This is a genomic window from Ancylobacter defluvii (genome assembly GCF_018390605.1).
Taxonomy (GTDB): domain Bacteria; phylum Pseudomonadota; class Alphaproteobacteria; order Rhizobiales; family Xanthobacteraceae; genus Ancylobacter; species Ancylobacter defluvii.
This window is the reverse complement of record NZ_JAHBGD010000005.1, coordinates 94,203-112,078: the sequence shown is the minus strand read 5'-3', so window position 1 is coordinate 112,078 and position 17,876 is coordinate 94,203. Positions and strand designations below refer to the sequence as shown.

The window sequence follows — 17,876 nt, the reverse complement described above, 5'->3', positions numbered from 1 at the left end:
CTCCTGCATTGGAAGACATCGCCCGCCGGTAAACTCGCGCAATCGCTGCCAGCCCCAGCTCTCGGGTGGCTGGTGCCGTCGTCGGCGCTCAAGCCATCGTACGGGTGGTCATTGCCGCATTGAACATCCGATGACCAGGCAAGGCAGTCGCGCCGGCCGGATGCGCTAGCGAGACCTTAAGGGTTGTTCGATACTCTGAATATCGTTTGATCTCTTAGGGTCCACATGCTCACGAGCGAGCTGGGCTCTTGGCGGCGCAAGAACCAGCGATCGTTGTAATGAATGGGTCTTCAAAGCCGCCAGCGTCGTCTTCATCAAGCCGAATGGCAAATGGCCCGACTTGCGGCTGAAGGACAGCATATGGCAATGCGGCCGGGCTGGCCCCTCGCTCACTTCGACCAGCAATAGCGGCGCGGAGCTACGATATGGAAACGTCTCTCTACGAACCCGTCAAACGCTTCCTCGAAGGCCTGGGCTATACCGTCAAGGGCGAGATCGGGTCATGCGATCTTGTCGGCCTTCGGAACGATGATCCCTCCGTGATGGTCATTGGCGAGCTGAAGCTGACCTTCAATCTCGAGCTCATCCTTCAGGGCGTCGACCGGATGAGCGTCGCCGACGAGATCTGGCTGGCCGCCCGGCTCTCGGCCAAGGGCAAGGGCCGCGAGAGCGATCGGAGATACCGCAATCTGTGCCGACATCTCGGCTTCGGGCTGCTCGGTGTTTCGGCGTATGGGCACGTCGAGATCCTCGTGTCTCCGACAGCGCCCTTGCCGCGGAAGAATCCCCGCCGGCGCTCACGCGTAGTGGAGGAACACAAGCGGCGACAGGGCGACCCGGTTGCTGGTGGCGGCACGCGTAAGCCGATCATGACCGCGTATCGCCAGCAGGCACTCGCCTGCGCCGCGGCGATGGCGTTGGCGCCGCAGCGGCCGCGCGATCTCAAGCACTCTTTCCCCGACGCCCAAAAGATACTGCGCCGGAATGTCTATGGCTGGTTCGAGCGCTCGGAGCGTGGCGTCTACGCGCTGACCGAGGAAGGCCGCGGCGCCTTGGCAACATGGCTACCCGGGACCCCGCCCGGCGCAGACGGAAACGATTTGTCCTCTGGCGGCTCGGAACAATCATGGGACGATACCGCGCCCGCATCAGCCTAGGGACGTCTTGAACGCTCCTTGGCCGACGCGGGTCGAGGCCGCCGTCGGGCTCGCACTAACCCGCTTTTTCAGTCGGCCGTGACAATGCGGACCATTCGGCGAATGTGGGGGTCGGCATGTCGAAGCGGTCGCGGATCGTCGCGCAGGTGCTACCGCCAAGCCGCGCGATCGCATCGAGGCGCACCGGATCGACGTGCAACCGCTCCGCATCGACGACGTTGGCCCGGTAATGCGCATAAACGATCTCGCCGAGGATGATCTGCCGCGACTTGCCCAGTTCCAGGGTGAGGTGTCGCCGGCATTCGAAGGCAGCCGGCGCCTCTCGGATCCACGGCGAGGCGACCTTGACGCCGGCAACCGCCGTGAACCCGGCGGCGGCAAGTTCGTCATGTCCGGACGGGAAATCCGCCGCGCACACATGCATTCCCTCGGCGATGGCGTGGGATACAATGTTTACCGTGAAAACCTCGGTGAGGCGGATGTTCTGCGCCGTGTCCTTGAACGACATGTCGGCGTGGTTTTCCACGCCCAGCGCCAGGATCGGCGGATCGGCCGAGAGGCAATTGAAGAAGCTGAACGGCGCCGCATTCACCCGCCCCTGCGGATCGACGGTCGTCACCAGTGCGATGGGACGCGGCACGATGGTGCCGATCATCAGCTTGTAACGCTCGCGTTCGCCGAGCGCCCGGAAATCGAAGGCGACGGAGTCCGTCTCCGGCTGGGGATGCATGCTCATGACTCCAGCCCCCTGATCCGGGCAGCATAAGGCGCCAGCACGTCGCGGATGTCGCGCTCGGCTTTTTCCTGAAGAAGCGCGCGGCTGGCGACCGCCGCAAGATGATGATCCATGAGCTCGGCAGCGCGCGCGGCGTTCCCGGCGATCAGTGCATCGACGATTTCGCCATGCTCGCTGACGCCGCAGTCGGAGGAATGCGGCCGGCCATACATGGCGAGGATGAGCGAGCAGCGCGACACCACCTCGGTCACATAGCGCACGAGCACCTGGTTGCCGGTCAGGCGGGCGAGGAGCAGGTGGAACTCGCCGGCGAGGCGGATCGATTCCACCTCATTGTGGCCGGAGATCTTCTGTTCGCGGGCGACATGGTCGCGCAGCACTGCAATTTCGTCCGGCTTCAGTTTGCCGGCGAGACATTCGGTGACGATGCGCTCGAGGCCCCGGCGGACAACGAACACATCGCGTCCTTCATCGAGGCTCGGATTGGCAACGAAGGCGCCGCGATTGGGCTTCAACTCGACCAGTCCTTCAACGGCGAGGCGCCCGAGCGCCTCGCGCGCAATGGTGCGGCTGGTACCGAAGGCGTCGCCGATGGCGTCCTCCGGAAGCTTGGCTCCCGGCTGGAGCCTCTGCTCAATGATGGCTTGCCGAAGTGCGTCCTGAACCGCTTCGGTACGGGAGATGGCTCCGCTCTCTCCGGGCGGACCCTTTCCCTTTGCGGTCGGGTCGTTCACCGAGCGCGAGGCGCCCTTCTTCACGCGTGAAATGTTCATGCAAATGCTCGATGTTTTGTATGCGCTGAATCAGTCCGAGATCGCGGTGGCAGCCTTGCGCGCTTTCGCCCAGCTGTCGAGAATCGCCACCGCATCGGCGTCCATCTCCTGCTGCGAAGGCATGGCGCGCTCTTCAACAAGAGCCCCGGCCGCTGTACGCAGTGCCTCGGTGTCGATGGGGTGGCGTTCGGCACGCGTGAGCGAGGCGAAGGCGGCACCGGCCTGCCGCATCGAGGCGGCATAATAGAGCTGCGAGATGCCCGCCACCTCCATCGTCGCCACGCACATCGCGCAAGGCTCGCAGGAGGTGTAGAGCTCGCAGCCGGTAAGGTCGACGCATTCGAGCCGGCGGCACGCATCGCGTATCGCCTCTACCTCGCCATGTGAGGTGGGATCGAAATGAGCGAGCGAGTGATTCAGCCCCTCGCCGATGATCGCGCCATCCTTGACGATAACGCAGCCGAACGGCTCGGTGCCCGGCTTCTCCAATGCCTCGCGCGATATATCGATGGCGCGGCGCATGAATTCTTCGCGGTACATGCCTTTATCCTCTTTCAATGTCTTATCCGGCCTGCGGCAGCAGCCCGGCCTAGTGCGTTGTTCCTGGCTGCGGCAGCAGCCAGGCATGGCGTGAATCCCAGTTCAGCTTGACCTGACGTCCCGGCACGAGATCGAGCGCCTCGATTTCATGCTGCTGCTTCTGCACGCGGAATTCCGTGCCGCCCTCGATCTCGATGAACACGGTCTGCGTCGAGCCGACGAATTCCAGCCCGAGTACGGTACCGGCAATGCCCGGCCCTTCCATGTCGGCCGCCAGTACGACGCGATCGGCGGCGATGACGAAGTCGCCGCGGCTGCCCTCGGGACGCGTTGTCAAAGTAGGCACGCGGAAATTGCCGAGCGTGCTGCCAACCTCAAGCATTCCCTCATCATTGCCCCGCACTTCGCCACGGATCAGGTTGTTCATGCCCATGAACTCGGCCACGAAGGCGTTGGCCGGCGCGCGATAAACGTCCTGCGGGCGTCCCACCTGCTGGATATGCCCCTCGCTCATGATGACGATGCGGTCGGCGAGCGCAAAGGCTTCGGACTGAGCGTGCGTCACATAGACGAAGGTGATGCCCAGTTCACGATGCAGGCGCGACAGCTCGGTCTGCATGCGCACGCGCAGATGCGCGTCGAGGGCGGAGAGCGGTTCGTCGAGCAACAGCACCGAAGGTTCCGTCACCAGCGCCCGCGCAATCGCCACGCGCTGGCGCTGGCCGCCGGAGAGCTGGGCGATATTGCGCTCGGCCATGCCGGCGAGGCCGAGCCGGTCAAGCCATTCAAGGGCGCGCTTGCGCCGCTCGGCGGCACCGACCTTCTGCATGCGCAGCGGGAAGGCGACGTTCTCGGCGACGGTGAGGAACGGGAACAGCGCCAGGCTCTGCCACACCATCGGGGTGTTGCGCTGGAAGGCGGGCACGCCGCGCATGCTGTCCCCGCCGATGCGGAGGTCGCCGTCGGTCGGTTCGTCGAGACCGGCGATGAGCCGCAGCGTGGTGGACTTGCCGCAACCCGAGGGTCCCATGATGGCGATGAACTCGCCGGCCTCGATGTCGAGGTCGATGGACTTTACCGCGTGATGGTCGGGATAACGCTTGTCGAGTTTGTCGAGTGCGATGAACGGCGTCGGCATGGGGCTCTCCCTTGTCATGGAGCGGGGTTGCGGCGTCCGGCCCGGACGCCGGTGAAACGTTGGGCGAGAAGCACCAGCGCCACGCTGACGACCAGCACCACCGCGCCGATCGCGTTGATCTTCGGATTCACTTGACCTTGCAGGAGGTTGAGGATGCGCACCGGCAAGGTCTCGTGCACGCCGCCGACGAACCAGGCGATGAGGAATTCGTCGAAGGATACCGCTGCCGACAGGAAGAACGAGGCGATCAGCGCCGGTCTGCAGAACGGGATCACCACATGGAACAGCGCCGCCGCCGGTGAGGCACCGAGATTCCAGGCGGCTGGCTCGAGGTCGCGGCTGAGGTCGTTCAGCCGCAGGCGGATGATCGCCATGGAGAAGGAGGTGGCGATGGCGACATGGCAGGCCATGATCGTCTCCAGCCGCCCGAACAACCCGATGCGGGAGAGGAAGGCCAGCATCGCCATGCCAAGGATGGTGGCCGGCACGGCGGGCGGCACCGCCACCAGCAGCACGAAGCCGAGCTTGAGACGGAAGCGGTAGCGGAAATCCAGATAGGCGGCGGCGAAGCCGAGCAGCGTCGAAAGCACCGCCGTGCCACCCCCGACCAGCATGCTGTTGACGAAGGCGTCGCGGATCATCGAATCGGCGAGGATCGCCCGGTGCCATTCGAGGCTGAAGCCACCCCAGGGAATGGTGGGGAAGCGGTTGGCATCAAAGGAGAATACGACGATGACCAGCATCGGCGTGGCGATGAAGGCGAACAGCAATCCTAGGAAGCTGTATTGGGCGAGGCGCGAGAGGCGGGTGGCGAGGATGCGGTTCATCGTGCCCCCTCCCGGCGGGTGGCGCGACCGCTCGACAGCCATTGGCCGATGCCGAGCACCAGCGCCAGCATGACCAGCATCGCCACGCCGATGACCGAGGCGCGCGGCCATTGCGAGCCGGATTTCACCGTATCGACAATGAGGATGGAGAGAGTGGGCGGCTTGGAACCGGTCATGAACAGCGGGCTGATATAGTCGCCGAAGGCCAGCAGGAAGCTCGTCGTCGCGGCCAGTGCGATGGCCGGTCGGACCGATGGCGCGACGACATGCATGATCACGCGGGCCCGTCGGCAGCCGAGATTTTCCGCCGCCTCGACCAGCGTGCGGTCGATGCCGGCCATGGCGAAGACGAGGATGAGCACGGCGATCGGCAGCGTCAGGGTCAGCAGGCCGATCTGCAACGAGAACGCCCCGCCGAGCAGCGGCAGCGGCCCGATGCCTGTCAGCCCGAGCAGGGCGTTGATCATGCCTTCCGGGCTGAGCACGATCTGCCACGCATAGATGCGCAGCATGTAGCTGGAGAACACCGGCACCACGAGGAAGGCGACCGCCAGATCGCGCCTGCGTGGGCTCAGCCGGAAGGCGATGGTATAGGCGGCGGGAAAGGCCAGCGCGACGGCGAGCAGCGTCGTCGTGCCGGCGACGGCGAAGGTATGCACCAGCGCGCGCTGGAAGGTCGCGGAAAACAGGATCCGCGACCAGTTGTCGAGCACGAAGGCCGGCTCCAGCCGGAACGCCTTCACCTGCCAGAAGGTCACCACGACCAGGAAGACCAGCGGCGCGGCGAAGAATACCGCCTGCCACAGCAGCACCGGCAGGCCGAGCACGGAGGGCAGCACGGCGGGGGAACCCGTCATGCGTGGCCCCTGCAGCCAGGACCAGCGCCGCAGGGCGCTGGCACGCGTCGTCACGGAGGCGGCCGTCATGGCGGATCCCCTTGGTTCGTATGATACTCAGAGGCTCTTGAACTCGCTCCAGGCGTCGTTCCAATCCGAGATTTCCTGCTGCTTGGGCAACTGGCGGAACTGGATCTTCTTCGCCTTGTACTCGTCCATCACGTTCGGGCCGGTGAGCGTCATGCGCAGGATTTCGGCCTCCTTCGGCATAGTCTCGTTGAGCAGCTTCCAGCCGGCGATGGAGGGGATCGACTTCTTGTTGTCGACCTTGGTCGCCATCTTCACCTGCCCCTCGGGCGAGGTGGTGTACTGGATGAACTTGCGGGCGAGATCGCGCTTGGGCGTGCCCTTCACGATGGACAGCGACTCCGTCCACTGCAGCCCGCCCTCCTCCGGGATAATGGTGTCGACCGGCACGCCGTTCATCCGCAGGCCGAGGGTGATCCACTCGCCGATGCCGGGCACCAGCTGGGCGCGGCCATTGGTGAGCGAGGAGAAGATGTCGGCGATGGTGTAGAAGCCCGAGGCCTGCGGCTTCAGCGAGAACAGCTTCTCCTTCACCGCCTCGAAATGCGCCTCGTCGATGTCGAAGGGCGGACGGTTGGAATTGGAAAGGCTGATCGAACCCATGGACGGCAGATACCAGTCGAAGAAGCCAACCTTGCCCTTGGCCTTCTCGCTCCACAGCGCGGCATAGGAGGAGACCTCCTTCGGCGTGAACTCCTTGGTGTTGTAGGACAGGCCGAGATAGCCGAAATCGGTCATCACGCCGTACAGCTTGCCGTCGAACCAGTGCAGCGGGAACTTCTGGAATTCCGGCCAATAGTCCTTCAGCGGGTAATCGGCCGGGTCGAGCTCTTCGACGAAGTCCGCTGCATGCAGCAAGTGCATGTACTCGGCATCGGCGAGCACCACGTCGAAGGAGCCGGGCGGCGACTGGTTGATGACGGCCAGCATCTGGTCGCCGCCGACATACTCCTTGATGCGGATCTTGACGCCGTTTTCCTTCTCGAACTGCTCGACGAGGTAAGGATCGGCATTGCCCGGCCAGGACAGATAATTCAGCACCTTGGGGTCGTCGGCCTGGGCCGCCGACCAGCGGGAGGTGGCGGCAAGCGCGCCAGCGGCGACGCCGGCCTTGAGGAAGGAGCGGCGACTGATATCGCCGGTAAGGAAGGAAGTGCGCATCTGTATGTCCCTGCTTCTGGATTTTATCGCATGCATCGAGTGCATACGATATTGAAAGCAAGGCATGTGCCAGTTTCTGCTTTTTCGTTCCCGCGCGACAAATCAATGACTTAAGGTCAGCGACATTGCCGTGGGAATTTCGCCTCTGTCACGAATGAAGGCGATATGGATATTTTGCGTGCATAAAGTGCGTGCACTTTATCGATGCCATTCAAAGCACCTGACGGCCAGGCGCAGCCACGACGGACTCGCCTCCGCCTTCACGCGCCACGTGAATGTCCGCAAATCGCGCCGGCCCGCAGTATCGGCCGCCGGTTCAAAGAATGTCGGTACGGATCACCCGGCCAACACCGGGCATCCTGAAGCCCCACGCGCACCGCCCCATGCGGCGGGAAGATGCAGCCCCCCCTCTCGCGCGTCGACCCGCCGAAGATCTCGTGCGCCCACGCCGATCGCGTCGAGAGGGAGACAGTCGAGAAGGAGACATCTGCCGATCATGCAGCGCGATTTTGACTTATCGCGTGGAGAGGGCACCGGCGGACCGGGACGGCATTCGCCGCCGCGTCCACGCGGCAGCGGGAAACAGCCTTCCCTCCTACCGTGAGCGACGGGATTCTCGCCGGGCTCACGGCAGACACATCCCGCCGTTCAGTGCCGCATTGGGCACCCGGCCCTCGCGCCGCGCCGATAGAACGGCATGATGAGCTTTACCGCGGCGCCGCTCCCGGCTCGGAAACATCGAGTGCTGCCGAGACCGCGGAGGCCGCGCGGCGCACCCCCTCGGCGAAGTGTGCGATCCGATCGGCATCCGGCCTGTTGCTGCGGACCGAGAGCACCAGACTGAGGCTGGCGACGACGAGGCCATCGCGCGTGATGGGCGCCGCGATGCCGAGCCGGCCTTCGCCGATCTCCGCCTGCGTCATCGCATAGCCGGCCTTCCGCACCGGCTTGAGCTGCTCCTTGAAGCTCAGCCAGGAATCGATGCCGGACCGGCGCAGTTCGGCATCGTTGCGCAGATACAGGCCCCGCAACACCCGGTCCGGCAGAAAGGCCAGAATGACCTTGGCCGGCGCGCCCAGGAAAAGCGGCATCGCCGCCCCGCGCTCGTAGCTCGCGGGCAGATGCGGCTCCCGCCCCTCCACCATGTGCACGCTCATCACGCAGTCCTTGAAGCGGCGGCAAAGGATGACGGCCGCTTCCTGGCTGGTCTCGTCGAGCAGCCGCTCCATCGCCGGGGTGGCAATGTGGATGAGCGGATCGCTCTGCCGCAGCACCCGATCGAAACGGATGAAGGCCGGCCCGAGCACATAGCCGGCGCCGGAGACCGGATCGAGAAACCCGCCCTGCGTCAGCTCCCTCACCGTCCTGTAGGCCGTGCGCACGGAAACGCCGAGCGCCTTGGCGATCTCCTCGACGGTCCACACCGACATGCCGGTATCGAACAGCTGGAGGATGGAAAGGATATGGCTCTGCCGGCTCATTCACAGGATCCGCGGGGAAGGAGATTCCGACTGGTTACGAAATATGCAGCGATTTTGCAAAATGATTAAATTGACACATAATGGCAAAATTCGTTGAAATCATCTCCGCAATATGGCCCTATCTGCACGCCGTTCAACGAAACGGCATCCAGAGGAGGCGGCAGAACGGCCGTCCAGCGCGAGGACGAACGATGAAAGCATTTCTGCGGGCAGCCGGCTGTGTGCTGGCATCCGCGCTCATCCTCTCGGCACCGGCCGCACGGGCTCAGGAGAAGACCGAAGTGCGCATGGCGGTGCTGGCGCCGAGCGCGCTCCTGTGGCTGCATGCCATCGCCAAGGACCAGGGCTTCTATGCCAAGCACGGCATCGAAGTGAGGGAGCTTGTCGCCGCCGGCAGCCCGGCGCTCTTGCAGGCGGTGTCCACCGGCTCGGTCGAGGCCGGCGTCTCGGTGGCGGACCTCGCCATCCGCGCCATCGATCAGGGCGCGCCGATCGTCATTTCCGGCGGCATCCTCACCAAGTCGATCCTGCGCCTCATCGGCAACAAGGACATCACCAGCGTCGCCCAGATGAGCGGCAAGCCGGTGACGGCCGGCGGGGTCAAGGGCGGCACCGCCAATCTGCTGCGCTATCTGATCCAGCGCGGCGGCGGCGACGCCCAGAGCCTGCAGATGGTCGCGATGGCCAATTCCAAGGATCGCGTCGTGGCGCTCGGCAACGGCCAGGTGGTCGGCGCGCTGCTGATCGCGCCCTTCGACACCATCGCCCAGAAGGACGGGATGAAGGTGCTCGACGACTATACCGATCCCTATCTCCAGACCCCGCTGATCCTCAATACCGACTGGGCGGCCAAGAATCCCAAGGCGGCCACGGCGGTGACCCAGGCGACGCGCGACGCGGCGACCTGGATCTACGACCCGGCCAACAAGCAGAAGGCGATCGCCATCCTCGCCACCTACACCAAGGTGGACCCGGCGATCTGCGCCGATTCCTACGCCTTCATCGTCGAGCAGCAGAAGGCGATCGGTGCCGGGCTCGAGGTCTCGGCGGCGAGCCTCACCAATCTGATCATGATCTCCAAGGCGGTGGGTGCCGAACCCGACAGCACCAAGGAGTTCGAGCTCTCACGCTATTACGATCCGGGCTTCCTGGCCGGGAAGTAGCGCCGCGCGCGCTCCCTTTCACTGAACCGACGGCGGGGAGCGATTCCCGCCGACGCTCCCCCCTTGCCCGGAACGGACCCAGGAACGGACCGATGCCCGCTGAACGCATCCCCACAAGCCTGCTCACCGGCTTCCTCGGCAGCGGCAAGACCACGCTGCTCAATGCCTGGCTGGCCAGCCCGGCATTGGCGAGCGCCGCGGTGATCGTCAACGAGTTCGGCGAGGTCGGCATCGATCACGCCCTCATCGCCGCCAGTTCCGACAACACGATCGAGCTGTCGACCGGCTGCCTGTGCTGCACGGTACGCGGCGATCTCGTCGATACGCTGCGCGAGCTCTACGAGAAGCGGCAGCGGGGAGAGGTCCGCCCCTTCGACCGGGTGATCATCGAGACGACCGGGCTCGCCGATCCCGGGCCGGTCATCCAGGCGCTGATGACCTTCCCGGTCGCCGGCACCTACCGGCTCGATCGCGTGGTCACCGCCGTCGACGGCGTGCAGGGGCTCGCCACGCTCGACAATCATCACGAGGCGGCCAAGCAGGTGGCGGTCGCCGACCATATCGTCGTCACCAAATCCGACATCGCCGCCCCGGCGGCGGATCGGCTGGTCGAGCGGCTGACCAGCCTCAACCCCGGCGCCGGGCTCATCCATGCCGGCCTCGGCCACACGCCCGATGCGGCGCTGGTCGCCGGCACCAGCGTGTACGACCCCGCCACCAAGGCCGCCGACGTGCTCGCCTGGCTGAACGCCGACGCCTATGAGGACCACGGGCACGGGCACGAACATGGGCACGCGCATGAGCACGGGCACGGGCACGGGCACCGTCATCATGACCGCAACCGGCACAGCGACCGGATCGGCTCGTTCTGCCTCAGCTTCGACGAGCCCCTGCACTGGGAGCATGTCGCGCACTGGCTCGACGCGCTGGTGATCGCCCATGGCGAGAACCTCCTGCGGGTGAAGGGAATCGTCGACGTCGCCGGCCGCGACCGGCCGATCGTGGTGCAGGCGGTGCAGAAGCTCTTCCACCCGCCCGTCGAGCTGCCCTCCTGGCCGGAAGGGCCGCGCCGCTCGCGCATCGTCTTCATCACCCGCGATCTCGGCCGCGACTATGTGGCCGAGGTGCTCGCCACCATGCAGACCCGCCGCGTCGAGGCGGTGTGACCTTTTCGACCCCGTCAGTGCAAAGGATTGCTTCCATGGACCGCATCATCCTGAACGGCCTCGTCATGACCCCCGGCGGTCGCTTCGAAGGATCGATCGGCATCAAGGACGGCCTGATCGCCGGCCTCTACGAGCCCGGCACCGAGCCGGCCGCCGCCGAGACGATCGACGCCACCGGTCTCGCGGTGCTGCCGGGGATCATCGACATGCATTCGCATCATCGGCAGGGCTCCCTCCCCGGCTTCGAATACAAGGACACCATCCTCACCTCGACCCGGCAATGCGCCGCCGGCGGCGTGACGACCTCGGTCGCGATGCCTAACGTCACCCCCCCGCCGAACACGCTGGATCTTTTGAAGAAGCAGTTCGCCATCTACGAGACCGACGCCGTGGTGGACTGGAACTTCAACCCGGCGCCGACCATCCTGGACGAGGTGCCGTCGATGGCGCAGGAGGGCATCGCCGCCTTCAAGTTCTTCATGGTCGTCGATACCGGCCGCAACTACCCGCATATGCCGGGGATCGGCGTGCACGACCACGGCAAGATCCTCGAGATCATGCAGGCCTGCGCCGCGGTGAACGTGCCGTTGATGGTGCATCCGCACGACCAGGCGCTGATGGACGTGATCGAGCAGGAGTTCTGGGCCCGCGGCGAGCGCGACGCCCTTGCCTATGCCAAGGCCTATGCCGCCCATGACGGGGTGATCTGGGAGACCGCCATCGCCACGCTGCTGCGGCTGCAGAAGGCGGCCGGCTGCCACCTGCACATCCTGCACACCCAGACCGCCGGCAGCGTCGACCTGATCCGCAAGGCCAAGGCGGCGGGCCAGAAGGTCACCTGCGAGATCAACCCCTGGGCGCTGTTCCTCGGCTGCGACTGGTCGTCGATCCAGCGCCTGGGCTCCTACGCCCTGTCCTATTGGGTGCCGGAGAAGAACGTGCCCGGCCTGTGGGAGGGATTGAACGACGGCACTATCGACATCGTCGCCACCGACCACGCCCCGCATACGCGGGAGGAGAAGGAGATCGGCTGGACCGACGGCTGGAAGGCCCACACCGGCACGCCCTCGACCCAGTTCTATCTTTCGATGTTCCTCACCGCCGCGCGCGAAGGCAAGATTTCGCTGGAGCGGGTGGTCGAGGCCTGCTCGGCAGCGCCGGCACGGCTGTTCGGCCTGGAGAAGAAGGGCGGCATCGTACCCGGCAACCATGCCGACCTGGTGCTGGTCGACCTCGACAACGAATATGAGATCCGCGACGCCGACGTGCTGAGCCTCACCGGCTGGAGCCCCTATGCCGGCCGCAAGGTGACCGGCAAGCCGGTGCACACGCTGGTACGCGGCCGCTCCGTCTACCGCGACGGTGAGGTCATCGGCGAGAAGGGCTTCGGCCGGCAGGCGACGGCGCGGCATCAGGCTGCGGCCCACGCATGAGCATGCAGCGTCCCGACACGGCGCGCATTGCCGAGACGCTCGGCACCTTCGTCGCCGATCTGCCGGCGGCGTCAGTGCCCGAGAGCGCCCGCCTCTCCGCCAGCCGGGCCCTTGTCGACATTGTCGGCATCGCCTTTGCCGGCTCGGCGCTGCCGCTGGCGCGCGTGGTGCGGGCGCAGACCTGCGCCGAAGCCAGGCCCGGCGCCGCGCTGGTGCTGGGCGCGGGCGGCGAGCGGCTGGTGGCGACGGCCGCGGCGCGCATCAACGCTACCGCGGCGCATGTGCTCGACTTCGATGCCAATTTCAACATCGGCATGGTGTTCGCCCCGGCGGCGCTCTATCCGGCGCTCATCGCCATGGGCGAAGAGACGGGGGCGAACGGGGCGGAGCTCATCGGCGCCTTCGCCGTCGGCGCGGAAGTCATACGAACCCTCGCCGAATGCCTGTCCGAGGCCCCCTATCGCAAGGATCGCGACAGCCTGTTCTACAAGGGCTGGTTCAACAGCGCGGTGCTCGGCCCCATCGGCGCCGCGGCAGCGGTGGCGCGGCTGATCGGCCTCGATGCCGACCGCACCGCCCATGCCCTCGCCATCGCCGCGGTGCAGGCCGGCGGGCTGCGCATCGCCGTCGGCTCGGACATGAAGCCGGTCCTGTGCGCCCGTGCCGGCGAGACCGGCCTGCGCGCCGCCCTGCTCGCCCGCGACGGCGCGGAAGGCCCGCTCGACGCCTTTGAAGGCCCGCGCGGCCTGATTGAGGTGATCAATGGCGGCCAATGGTCGAGCCTGCCGCTTGCCCGGCTCGGCAGCTTCGAGGCGCCCGGCACCTCCTTCAAGCTCTATCCGGCGTGCTCCTCGGTGCAGGCGGCGGCGGAGTCGCTGGAGGCGTTGTTGCAGCGGCACGATATCGAGGTCGGCGAGGTGGTACGCGTGCGCTGCGAGGTCACCGGCCATATCCTGCGCAATCTGGCTTTCCCGCTCCCCGCCAATGTCACGCAGGCGCAGTTCTCCATGCCCTTCGCGCTCGGCTGCATCCTTGCGCATGGGCGGTTCACCGCCGACCTGCTGACGGCGGAAACCGTCGCCGATCCCGCCGTCCATCGGGAGATGGCCAAGGTGGAGATGGTGGGTGCCGACCTGTTCGACGACGAGGAAGAAGCCCGCAACGGCACCGAGGCCACGCGCGTGACCATCACCACCGCCGATGGCCGCGAGGTCTCGCATTTTCAGGCGGCATCGACCGGCAAGCCGATGCGTCCGATGCCGGACGACCTGCTCGACGCCAAGTTCAGGCGCAATGTCGCGCCGTTCATGTCGCCGGCCATCGCCTCCGACCTGCTCGCCCGGCTGCGGGGTATAGAGGCGGTCGACGATCTCAGCCGCCTCTTCCCCGCGGAGGTTCGCGGCTCATGAAGATCGCCATCCTCGGCTCCGGCGCCATGGCCCTCGCCAGCGCCGCTCTCTTCGCCTCACGCGGGCATGCGCCGATCATCTGGTCGCCCTCCGGCGCCGGCACTGCGGGCCTGCCGCAGCCGCCTCGCCTGATCTCCATCGGTGCTCTCGCCGGCGAATGGGATGTTGCCGCCGGCAGCGACCTCGCCGACGCGATCAACGGCGCCGACGCCGTGCTGCTTGCCGTCGATGCCGGCGGCCATGTGCCGGTAATACGCGCCGCCGCTCCGCTGCTGGCACCCGGTGTGCCGTTTCTCATCGGCGCGGCGCATTCGATGAGCGCCGTCTACCTCTCCGAACTGCTCGCCGCGCGTGGCGTCGAGTTGCCGATCGTGTCATGGAACACGACGGTCGCCACCGCCCACAAGACCGGACCGCTCGCCGTGGATATCCGCACGCTGCGCCCGCGCATCGAAGCCGCGGTGATGCCCTCACGGCTCGAACCATCGGCGCTGTCGCTGTGCCGGGAACTGACCGGCACGCACTTCGAAGCCCGGCCGGACGCGCTCGCCATCGCCCTGCTGTCCAACGCCAATCCGGTGTTCCATGTGCCGGTCTGCCTGCTCAACCTGTCGCGCATCGAGCGTGGCGAAAGCTGGGCGCCCTATGAGCAGACCACGGGCTCGATCGGCCGGCTGATGGAAGCGCTCGATGCCGAGCGGCTCGCCGTGGCATCGGCCTATGGCGCGACCATCCACGGCGTGAACGAGCACTTCCAGCGCTCCTTCCGCATTCCGCTCGGCTCGATGGCGGAAATGAACGCCCATCTCCACGCTCATGGCCGCGGACCGAAGGGGCCACGCAGCATCGACCATCGCTATCTCGCGCAAGACCTCAGCTATGGCCTCGTCTTCGCCGCCGAGATCGGCCGGGGAGCCGGCGTGACGACGCCCGTGCACGATGCAACCATCGCGCTCGCCAGCGCCGCGATCGGGCGCGACTATCGGGCAGCGAACGCGCTACTGCCGTTGCTGCGCCTCGACACCATGACACCGGAAGCGATCCGGCATCGCGCCCGCGAGGGCCATTTCGAACCGCGGGCCGGCGCCGGCAGGAGCTTCACATGACCTTCTGGCAGAAAACTTATGCCTTTCTGGAACGCGAGACCCGCAGCGCCACGCTGGTGCGGGTGCTCCTCTCCATCGCCTTCGTGCTGATCGTGTGGGAGCTGCTCACCGCCACCCTCGTCACCAACCGGCTGTTGCTGGTGCCGCCGCAGGAGGTGTTCGAAGCGCTGATGCGGGAAGTCCGCTCGGGCGCCGTGTGGACGAACGGGCTCGCCACCTGCCTCGCCGTCGGCGCCTCCTTCCCCGTCGCCGTGCTGGTCGGCATAGCCGGCGGGCTGCTGCTGTCGTCCAGCCGGCTGATGTCGCTGACGGCCGGCCCCATGCTCACCGCCCTCTACTCGGTGCCGATCGTGGCGCTGGCGCCGCTGGTCATCGCCTGGCTCGGCCTCGGCTTCGCCTCGAAATTCGTGCTGGTGGTGCTGATCGCGGTCTTCCCCGTGCTGGTGACCACCGAGACCGGCCTGCGCTCCACCGATCGCGGCCTCATCGACGCTGCGCGCTCGTTCAATGCCAGCAAATGGCAGATCTTCACCACCGTCACCCTGCCCTATGCGCTGCCCTTCATCGTCAGCGGCATCCGCGTCGCCTGGGCGCGCGCGCTGGTGGGCATCGTGGTGGCGGAGTTCTTCGGCTCGTTCGCCGGCTTCGGCTTTGCCATCCTTGCCGCCGGCCAGACCTTCGATACGGCGACGCTGCTCGCCTATGTCATGCTGCTCGGCGCCATGGGGTTGATCGGCAGCCTGGTGTTCGAGGCGATCGAACGCCGTCTCGCCCCCTGGAGGCAGGAATGAACCCCATCCGCCGCCCTTCCGCTCCGTTCTGCCTCAGCTGCGCGAGGACCGCATGACCGACGACGCCACTCTCCATATCCGCGGCGTGAACAAGACCTTCCTGCGCACCGGCAAGCCGAGCGTCGAGGCCCTGCGCGACATCGACCTGACGGTGAAGGACGGCGAGTTCGTCGCCATCGTCGGGGCGAGCGGCAGCGGCAAGTCCACGCTGCTGCGGATCATCGACGGGCTGATGCCCGCCAGTTCGGGCACGATCGCCGTCGGCAGCCGCGCGGTTTCCCGGCCCGGGCCGGACCGGGCCATGGTGTTCCAGAACGACTCGCTGCTGCCCTGGAAGACGGTGATCGAGAATGTCGGCTATGGCCTCGCCATCGGCGGCATGGCGCGCGCCGAGCGGGAGGCGATCGCCCGGCGCTTCATCGAGCTCGCCGGCCTGCGCGGCTTCGAGCACCACTACCCGCATCAGCTCTCCGGCGGCATGCGCCAGCGCGTCAATGTCGCCCGGGCGCTGGCGGTCGATCCGCGCATCCTGCTGCTCGACGAACCATTCGCCGCACTCGACGCCCAGACGCGCGAGATCATGCAGGCCGAGTTGCTGAGCATCTGGGGACGCCAGAAGAAGACCGTCGTCCTCATCACCCACCAGATCGACGAAGCTGTGTTTCTCTCCGATCGGGTGGTGGTTTTCAGCGCCCGGCCCGGCCAGATTCGCGCCGAGATACCGATCGACCTGCCGCGCCCGCGCGATCTGGAGGTCAAGCGCAGCCTGGCCTTCGTGCAGCTCGTCGATGAGATCTGGAAGCTGATCGAGCACGAAGTGCGGCTGGGCATGTCGCTGGCCGTCGACTGAGGTCCGCGCGCCCTGAGCGCGAGGATCGCGCGCGGGTACTCGTCCTCGGCCGACGTCTTCATCGGGCAGAAGCAAACGGTCCTGGCGTGCGCCGTCTCAAATCCTGATGTTCATGACGGAGATCGCGTTGAGGCGAGCAACCTTTTCGCGCGTCATCTCGTCGAGTGGCGCGGTGTCGAAGAAGCGTCCGGCTGTGATCGAGTCCTCATATGGGTAGTCGATGGAGAACAGCACACGGTCGGCTCCGAGGGCAGAGAGCGCCGCGATCAACGGAACGTTGTCGAACTGGCCGGACGTCGTCACGAACAAGTTTCGCTTCAGATAGAAGGAGGGAGCCTCCTTGAGCGGGCGCTTGCCAATGATAAGCGCAGCGCGGCTGTCGAAGCGCCACAGATGGTAGGGCATCGTTTCACCCATGTGCCCGAGAATGATCTTGAGCCTGGGAAAGCGGTCGAACACGCCGGCGAAAAGCAGCCGCAGGAAATGGGAGGAGGTCTCGAAGTTCCACTCCCAAGTCGGCTTCAGAAGCTCCGGCGCGCCCTCAAGCACATAGGGCAGCACGAAGGAATCCGTCGGGTGCAGGTAGAGCGGCACATCGAGGGCCTGCATGCGTTCCCAAAACGGATCGTATCCCGGGTCGTCCAGATAGACGCCGTGGGTGTGGCCATTGACCATCGAGCCGACAAAGCCGAGCTCAGATACGCAACGCTCCAGCTCCGCTATGGCTGCGGGCACGTCCTGCATAGGCAGGTGGGCGAAGCCACGATACCGGGCCGGCTGCTTGGCGACCTCCGCCGCAAGTCGGTCATTGGCGTCACGGGCGAGCTTCACGGCCGTCGCCGCATCGGGCTCGGCCTGCACCCCCGGCCCGGAAATGGACAGAACGGCGGTGTCGACACCGGCCGCGTCCATGGCTGCGAGCCTGCGCTCACCAAAATCCAACATAAGCTGGCAAAGGTGGTCAGCGCTCTCCGGCGACAATTTTGGCATCGCCGCCCGCATGTGAGGCTCGAGGCCCGGCGTGATGAAGTGCTCCTCGAGGGCGATTTTTTTCACGGCGACTCCAGGGGGCTGAATTTCAGTGAGCTGAGCTTATGCAACTTACAGCGGCAGAAGAGCGCTGAGAAGATCCCACCTACGGTATGATGTTAAGCATTTATTTCCTCAAGAAACTACTTCCATTTCAGGATTAACCTCCCCTCCGATTGGGAGGACCACGGCG

17 protein-coding genes are annotated in these 17,876 nt (G+C 65.9%); 8 read left to right on the top strand and 9 right to left on the bottom strand.

The genetic code is table 11. The annotated features are described in order from the left end of the window. The first annotated feature begins 425 nt into the window (after positions 1-425). Complete coding sequence (locus KHC24_RS03040) at positions 426-1,157, top strand: DUF2161 domain-containing phosphodiesterase (protein ID WP_213359220.1); 732 nt, start codon at positions 426-428, stop codon at positions 1,155-1,157. Positions 1,158-1,212: 55 nt separating this feature from the next. On the opposite strand, the gene KHC24_RS03035 is transcribed toward KHC24_RS03040, so the two are convergent. The 8 genes from KHC24_RS03035 to KHC24_RS03000 all read right to left on the bottom strand — a co-directional run bounded on the left by KHC24_RS03035 (position 1,213) and on the right by KHC24_RS03000 (position 8,736). Next, a complete protein-coding gene (locus tag KHC24_RS03035) occupies positions 1,213-1,887 on the bottom strand; it encodes a flavin reductase family protein (RefSeq protein ID WP_213361036.1) in 675 nt (224 codons plus the stop codon). A gap of 2 nt (positions 1,888-1,889) precedes the next feature. Beyond that, positions 1,890-2,666, bottom strand: a complete 777-nt coding sequence (locus KHC24_RS03030) for a GntR family transcriptional regulator (RefSeq protein ID WP_213359219.1) — start codon at positions 2,664-2,666, stop codon at positions 1,890-1,892. A 30-nt stretch (positions 2,667-2,696) separates the two neighbouring features. Then, on the bottom strand, positions 2,697-3,206 hold the full coding sequence (locus KHC24_RS03025; RefSeq protein ID WP_213359216.1) for a nucleoside deaminase: 510 nt from the start codon (positions 3,204-3,206) through the stop codon (positions 2,697-2,699). 49 nt (positions 3,207-3,255) lie between these two features. Then, positions 3,256-4,344 (bottom strand): ABC transporter ATP-binding protein, encoded by a 1,089-nt coding sequence (locus tag KHC24_RS03020; protein ID WP_213359214.1) that lies wholly within the window; start codon positions 4,342-4,344, stop codon positions 3,256-3,258. A gap of 14 nt (positions 4,345-4,358) precedes the next feature. Next, complete coding sequence (locus tag KHC24_RS03015; protein ID WP_213359211.1) at positions 4,359-5,171, bottom strand: ABC transporter permease; 813 nt, start codon at positions 5,169-5,171, stop codon at positions 4,359-4,361. Next, complete coding sequence (locus tag KHC24_RS03010) at positions 5,168-6,097, bottom strand: ABC transporter permease (protein WP_246546086.1); 930 nt, start codon at positions 6,095-6,097, stop codon at positions 5,168-5,170. Before KHC24_RS03010 ends, KHC24_RS03015 begins: the two co-directional genes overlap by 4 nt. Before the next feature lie 27 nt (positions 6,098-6,124). After that, positions 6,125-7,255 carry an ABC transporter substrate-binding protein gene (locus KHC24_RS03005; protein WP_213359208.1) on the bottom strand — a complete coding sequence of 377 codons (1,131 nt, stop codon included), beginning with the start codon at positions 7,253-7,255 and terminating at the stop codon, positions 6,125-6,127. A gap of 707 nt (positions 7,256-7,962) precedes the next feature. Then, positions 7,963-8,736, bottom strand: a complete 774-nt coding sequence (locus KHC24_RS03000) for an IclR family transcriptional regulator (protein ID WP_213359206.1) — start codon at positions 8,734-8,736, stop codon at positions 7,963-7,965. Positions 8,737-8,927: 191 nt separating this feature from the next. Between KHC24_RS03000 and KHC24_RS02995 the strand changes: the two genes are divergently transcribed. The 7 genes from KHC24_RS02995 to KHC24_RS02965 all read left to right on the top strand — a co-directional run bounded on the left by KHC24_RS02995 (position 8,928) and on the right by KHC24_RS02965 (position 16,654). Continuing rightward, positions 8,928-9,899, top strand: coding sequence for an ABC transporter substrate-binding protein (locus KHC24_RS02995; RefSeq protein ID WP_213359203.1), 972 nt, complete (start codon positions 8,928-8,930; stop codon positions 9,897-9,899). A gap of 92 nt (positions 9,900-9,991) precedes the next feature. Beyond that, a complete protein-coding gene (locus KHC24_RS02990) occupies positions 9,992-11,065 on the top strand; it encodes a CobW family GTP-binding protein (protein ID WP_213359201.1) in 1,074 nt (357 codons plus the stop codon). 35 nt (positions 11,066-11,100) lie between these two features. Beyond that, complete coding sequence (locus tag KHC24_RS02985) at positions 11,101-12,498, top strand: dihydroorotase (RefSeq protein ID WP_213359200.1); 1,398 nt, start codon at positions 11,101-11,103, stop codon at positions 12,496-12,498. Next, a complete protein-coding gene (locus KHC24_RS02980) occupies positions 12,495-13,907 on the top strand; it encodes an MmgE/PrpD family protein (RefSeq protein ID WP_213359198.1) in 1,413 nt (470 codons plus the stop codon). Before KHC24_RS02985 ends, KHC24_RS02980 begins: the two co-directional genes overlap by 4 nt. Further along, the gene (locus KHC24_RS02975; RefSeq protein ID WP_213359197.1) at positions 13,904-15,013 is read left to right on the top strand and encodes an NAD/NADP octopine/nopaline dehydrogenase family protein; all 1,110 of its coding nucleotides are present in this window, start codon (positions 13,904-13,906) and stop codon (positions 15,011-15,013) included. Before KHC24_RS02980 ends, KHC24_RS02975 begins: the two co-directional genes overlap by 4 nt. Next, entirely contained in the window at positions 15,010-15,804 is a 795-nt protein-coding gene (locus KHC24_RS02970; RefSeq protein WP_213359196.1) for an ABC transporter permease, read from the top strand. Before KHC24_RS02975 ends, KHC24_RS02970 begins: the two co-directional genes overlap by 4 nt. A gap of 52 nt (positions 15,805-15,856) precedes the next feature. Beyond that, on the top strand, positions 15,857-16,654 hold the full coding sequence (locus KHC24_RS02965) for an ABC transporter ATP-binding protein (RefSeq protein ID WP_213359195.1): 798 nt from the start codon (positions 15,857-15,859) through the stop codon (positions 16,652-16,654). A 96-nt stretch (positions 16,655-16,750) separates the two neighbouring features. Here KHC24_RS02965 and KHC24_RS02960 read toward each other — a convergent pair whose 3' ends face one another. Then, a complete protein-coding gene (locus KHC24_RS02960) occupies positions 16,751-17,710 on the bottom strand; it encodes an amidohydrolase family protein (RefSeq protein ID WP_213359194.1) in 960 nt (319 codons plus the stop codon). Positions 17,711-17,876: the final 166 nt, after the last annotated feature.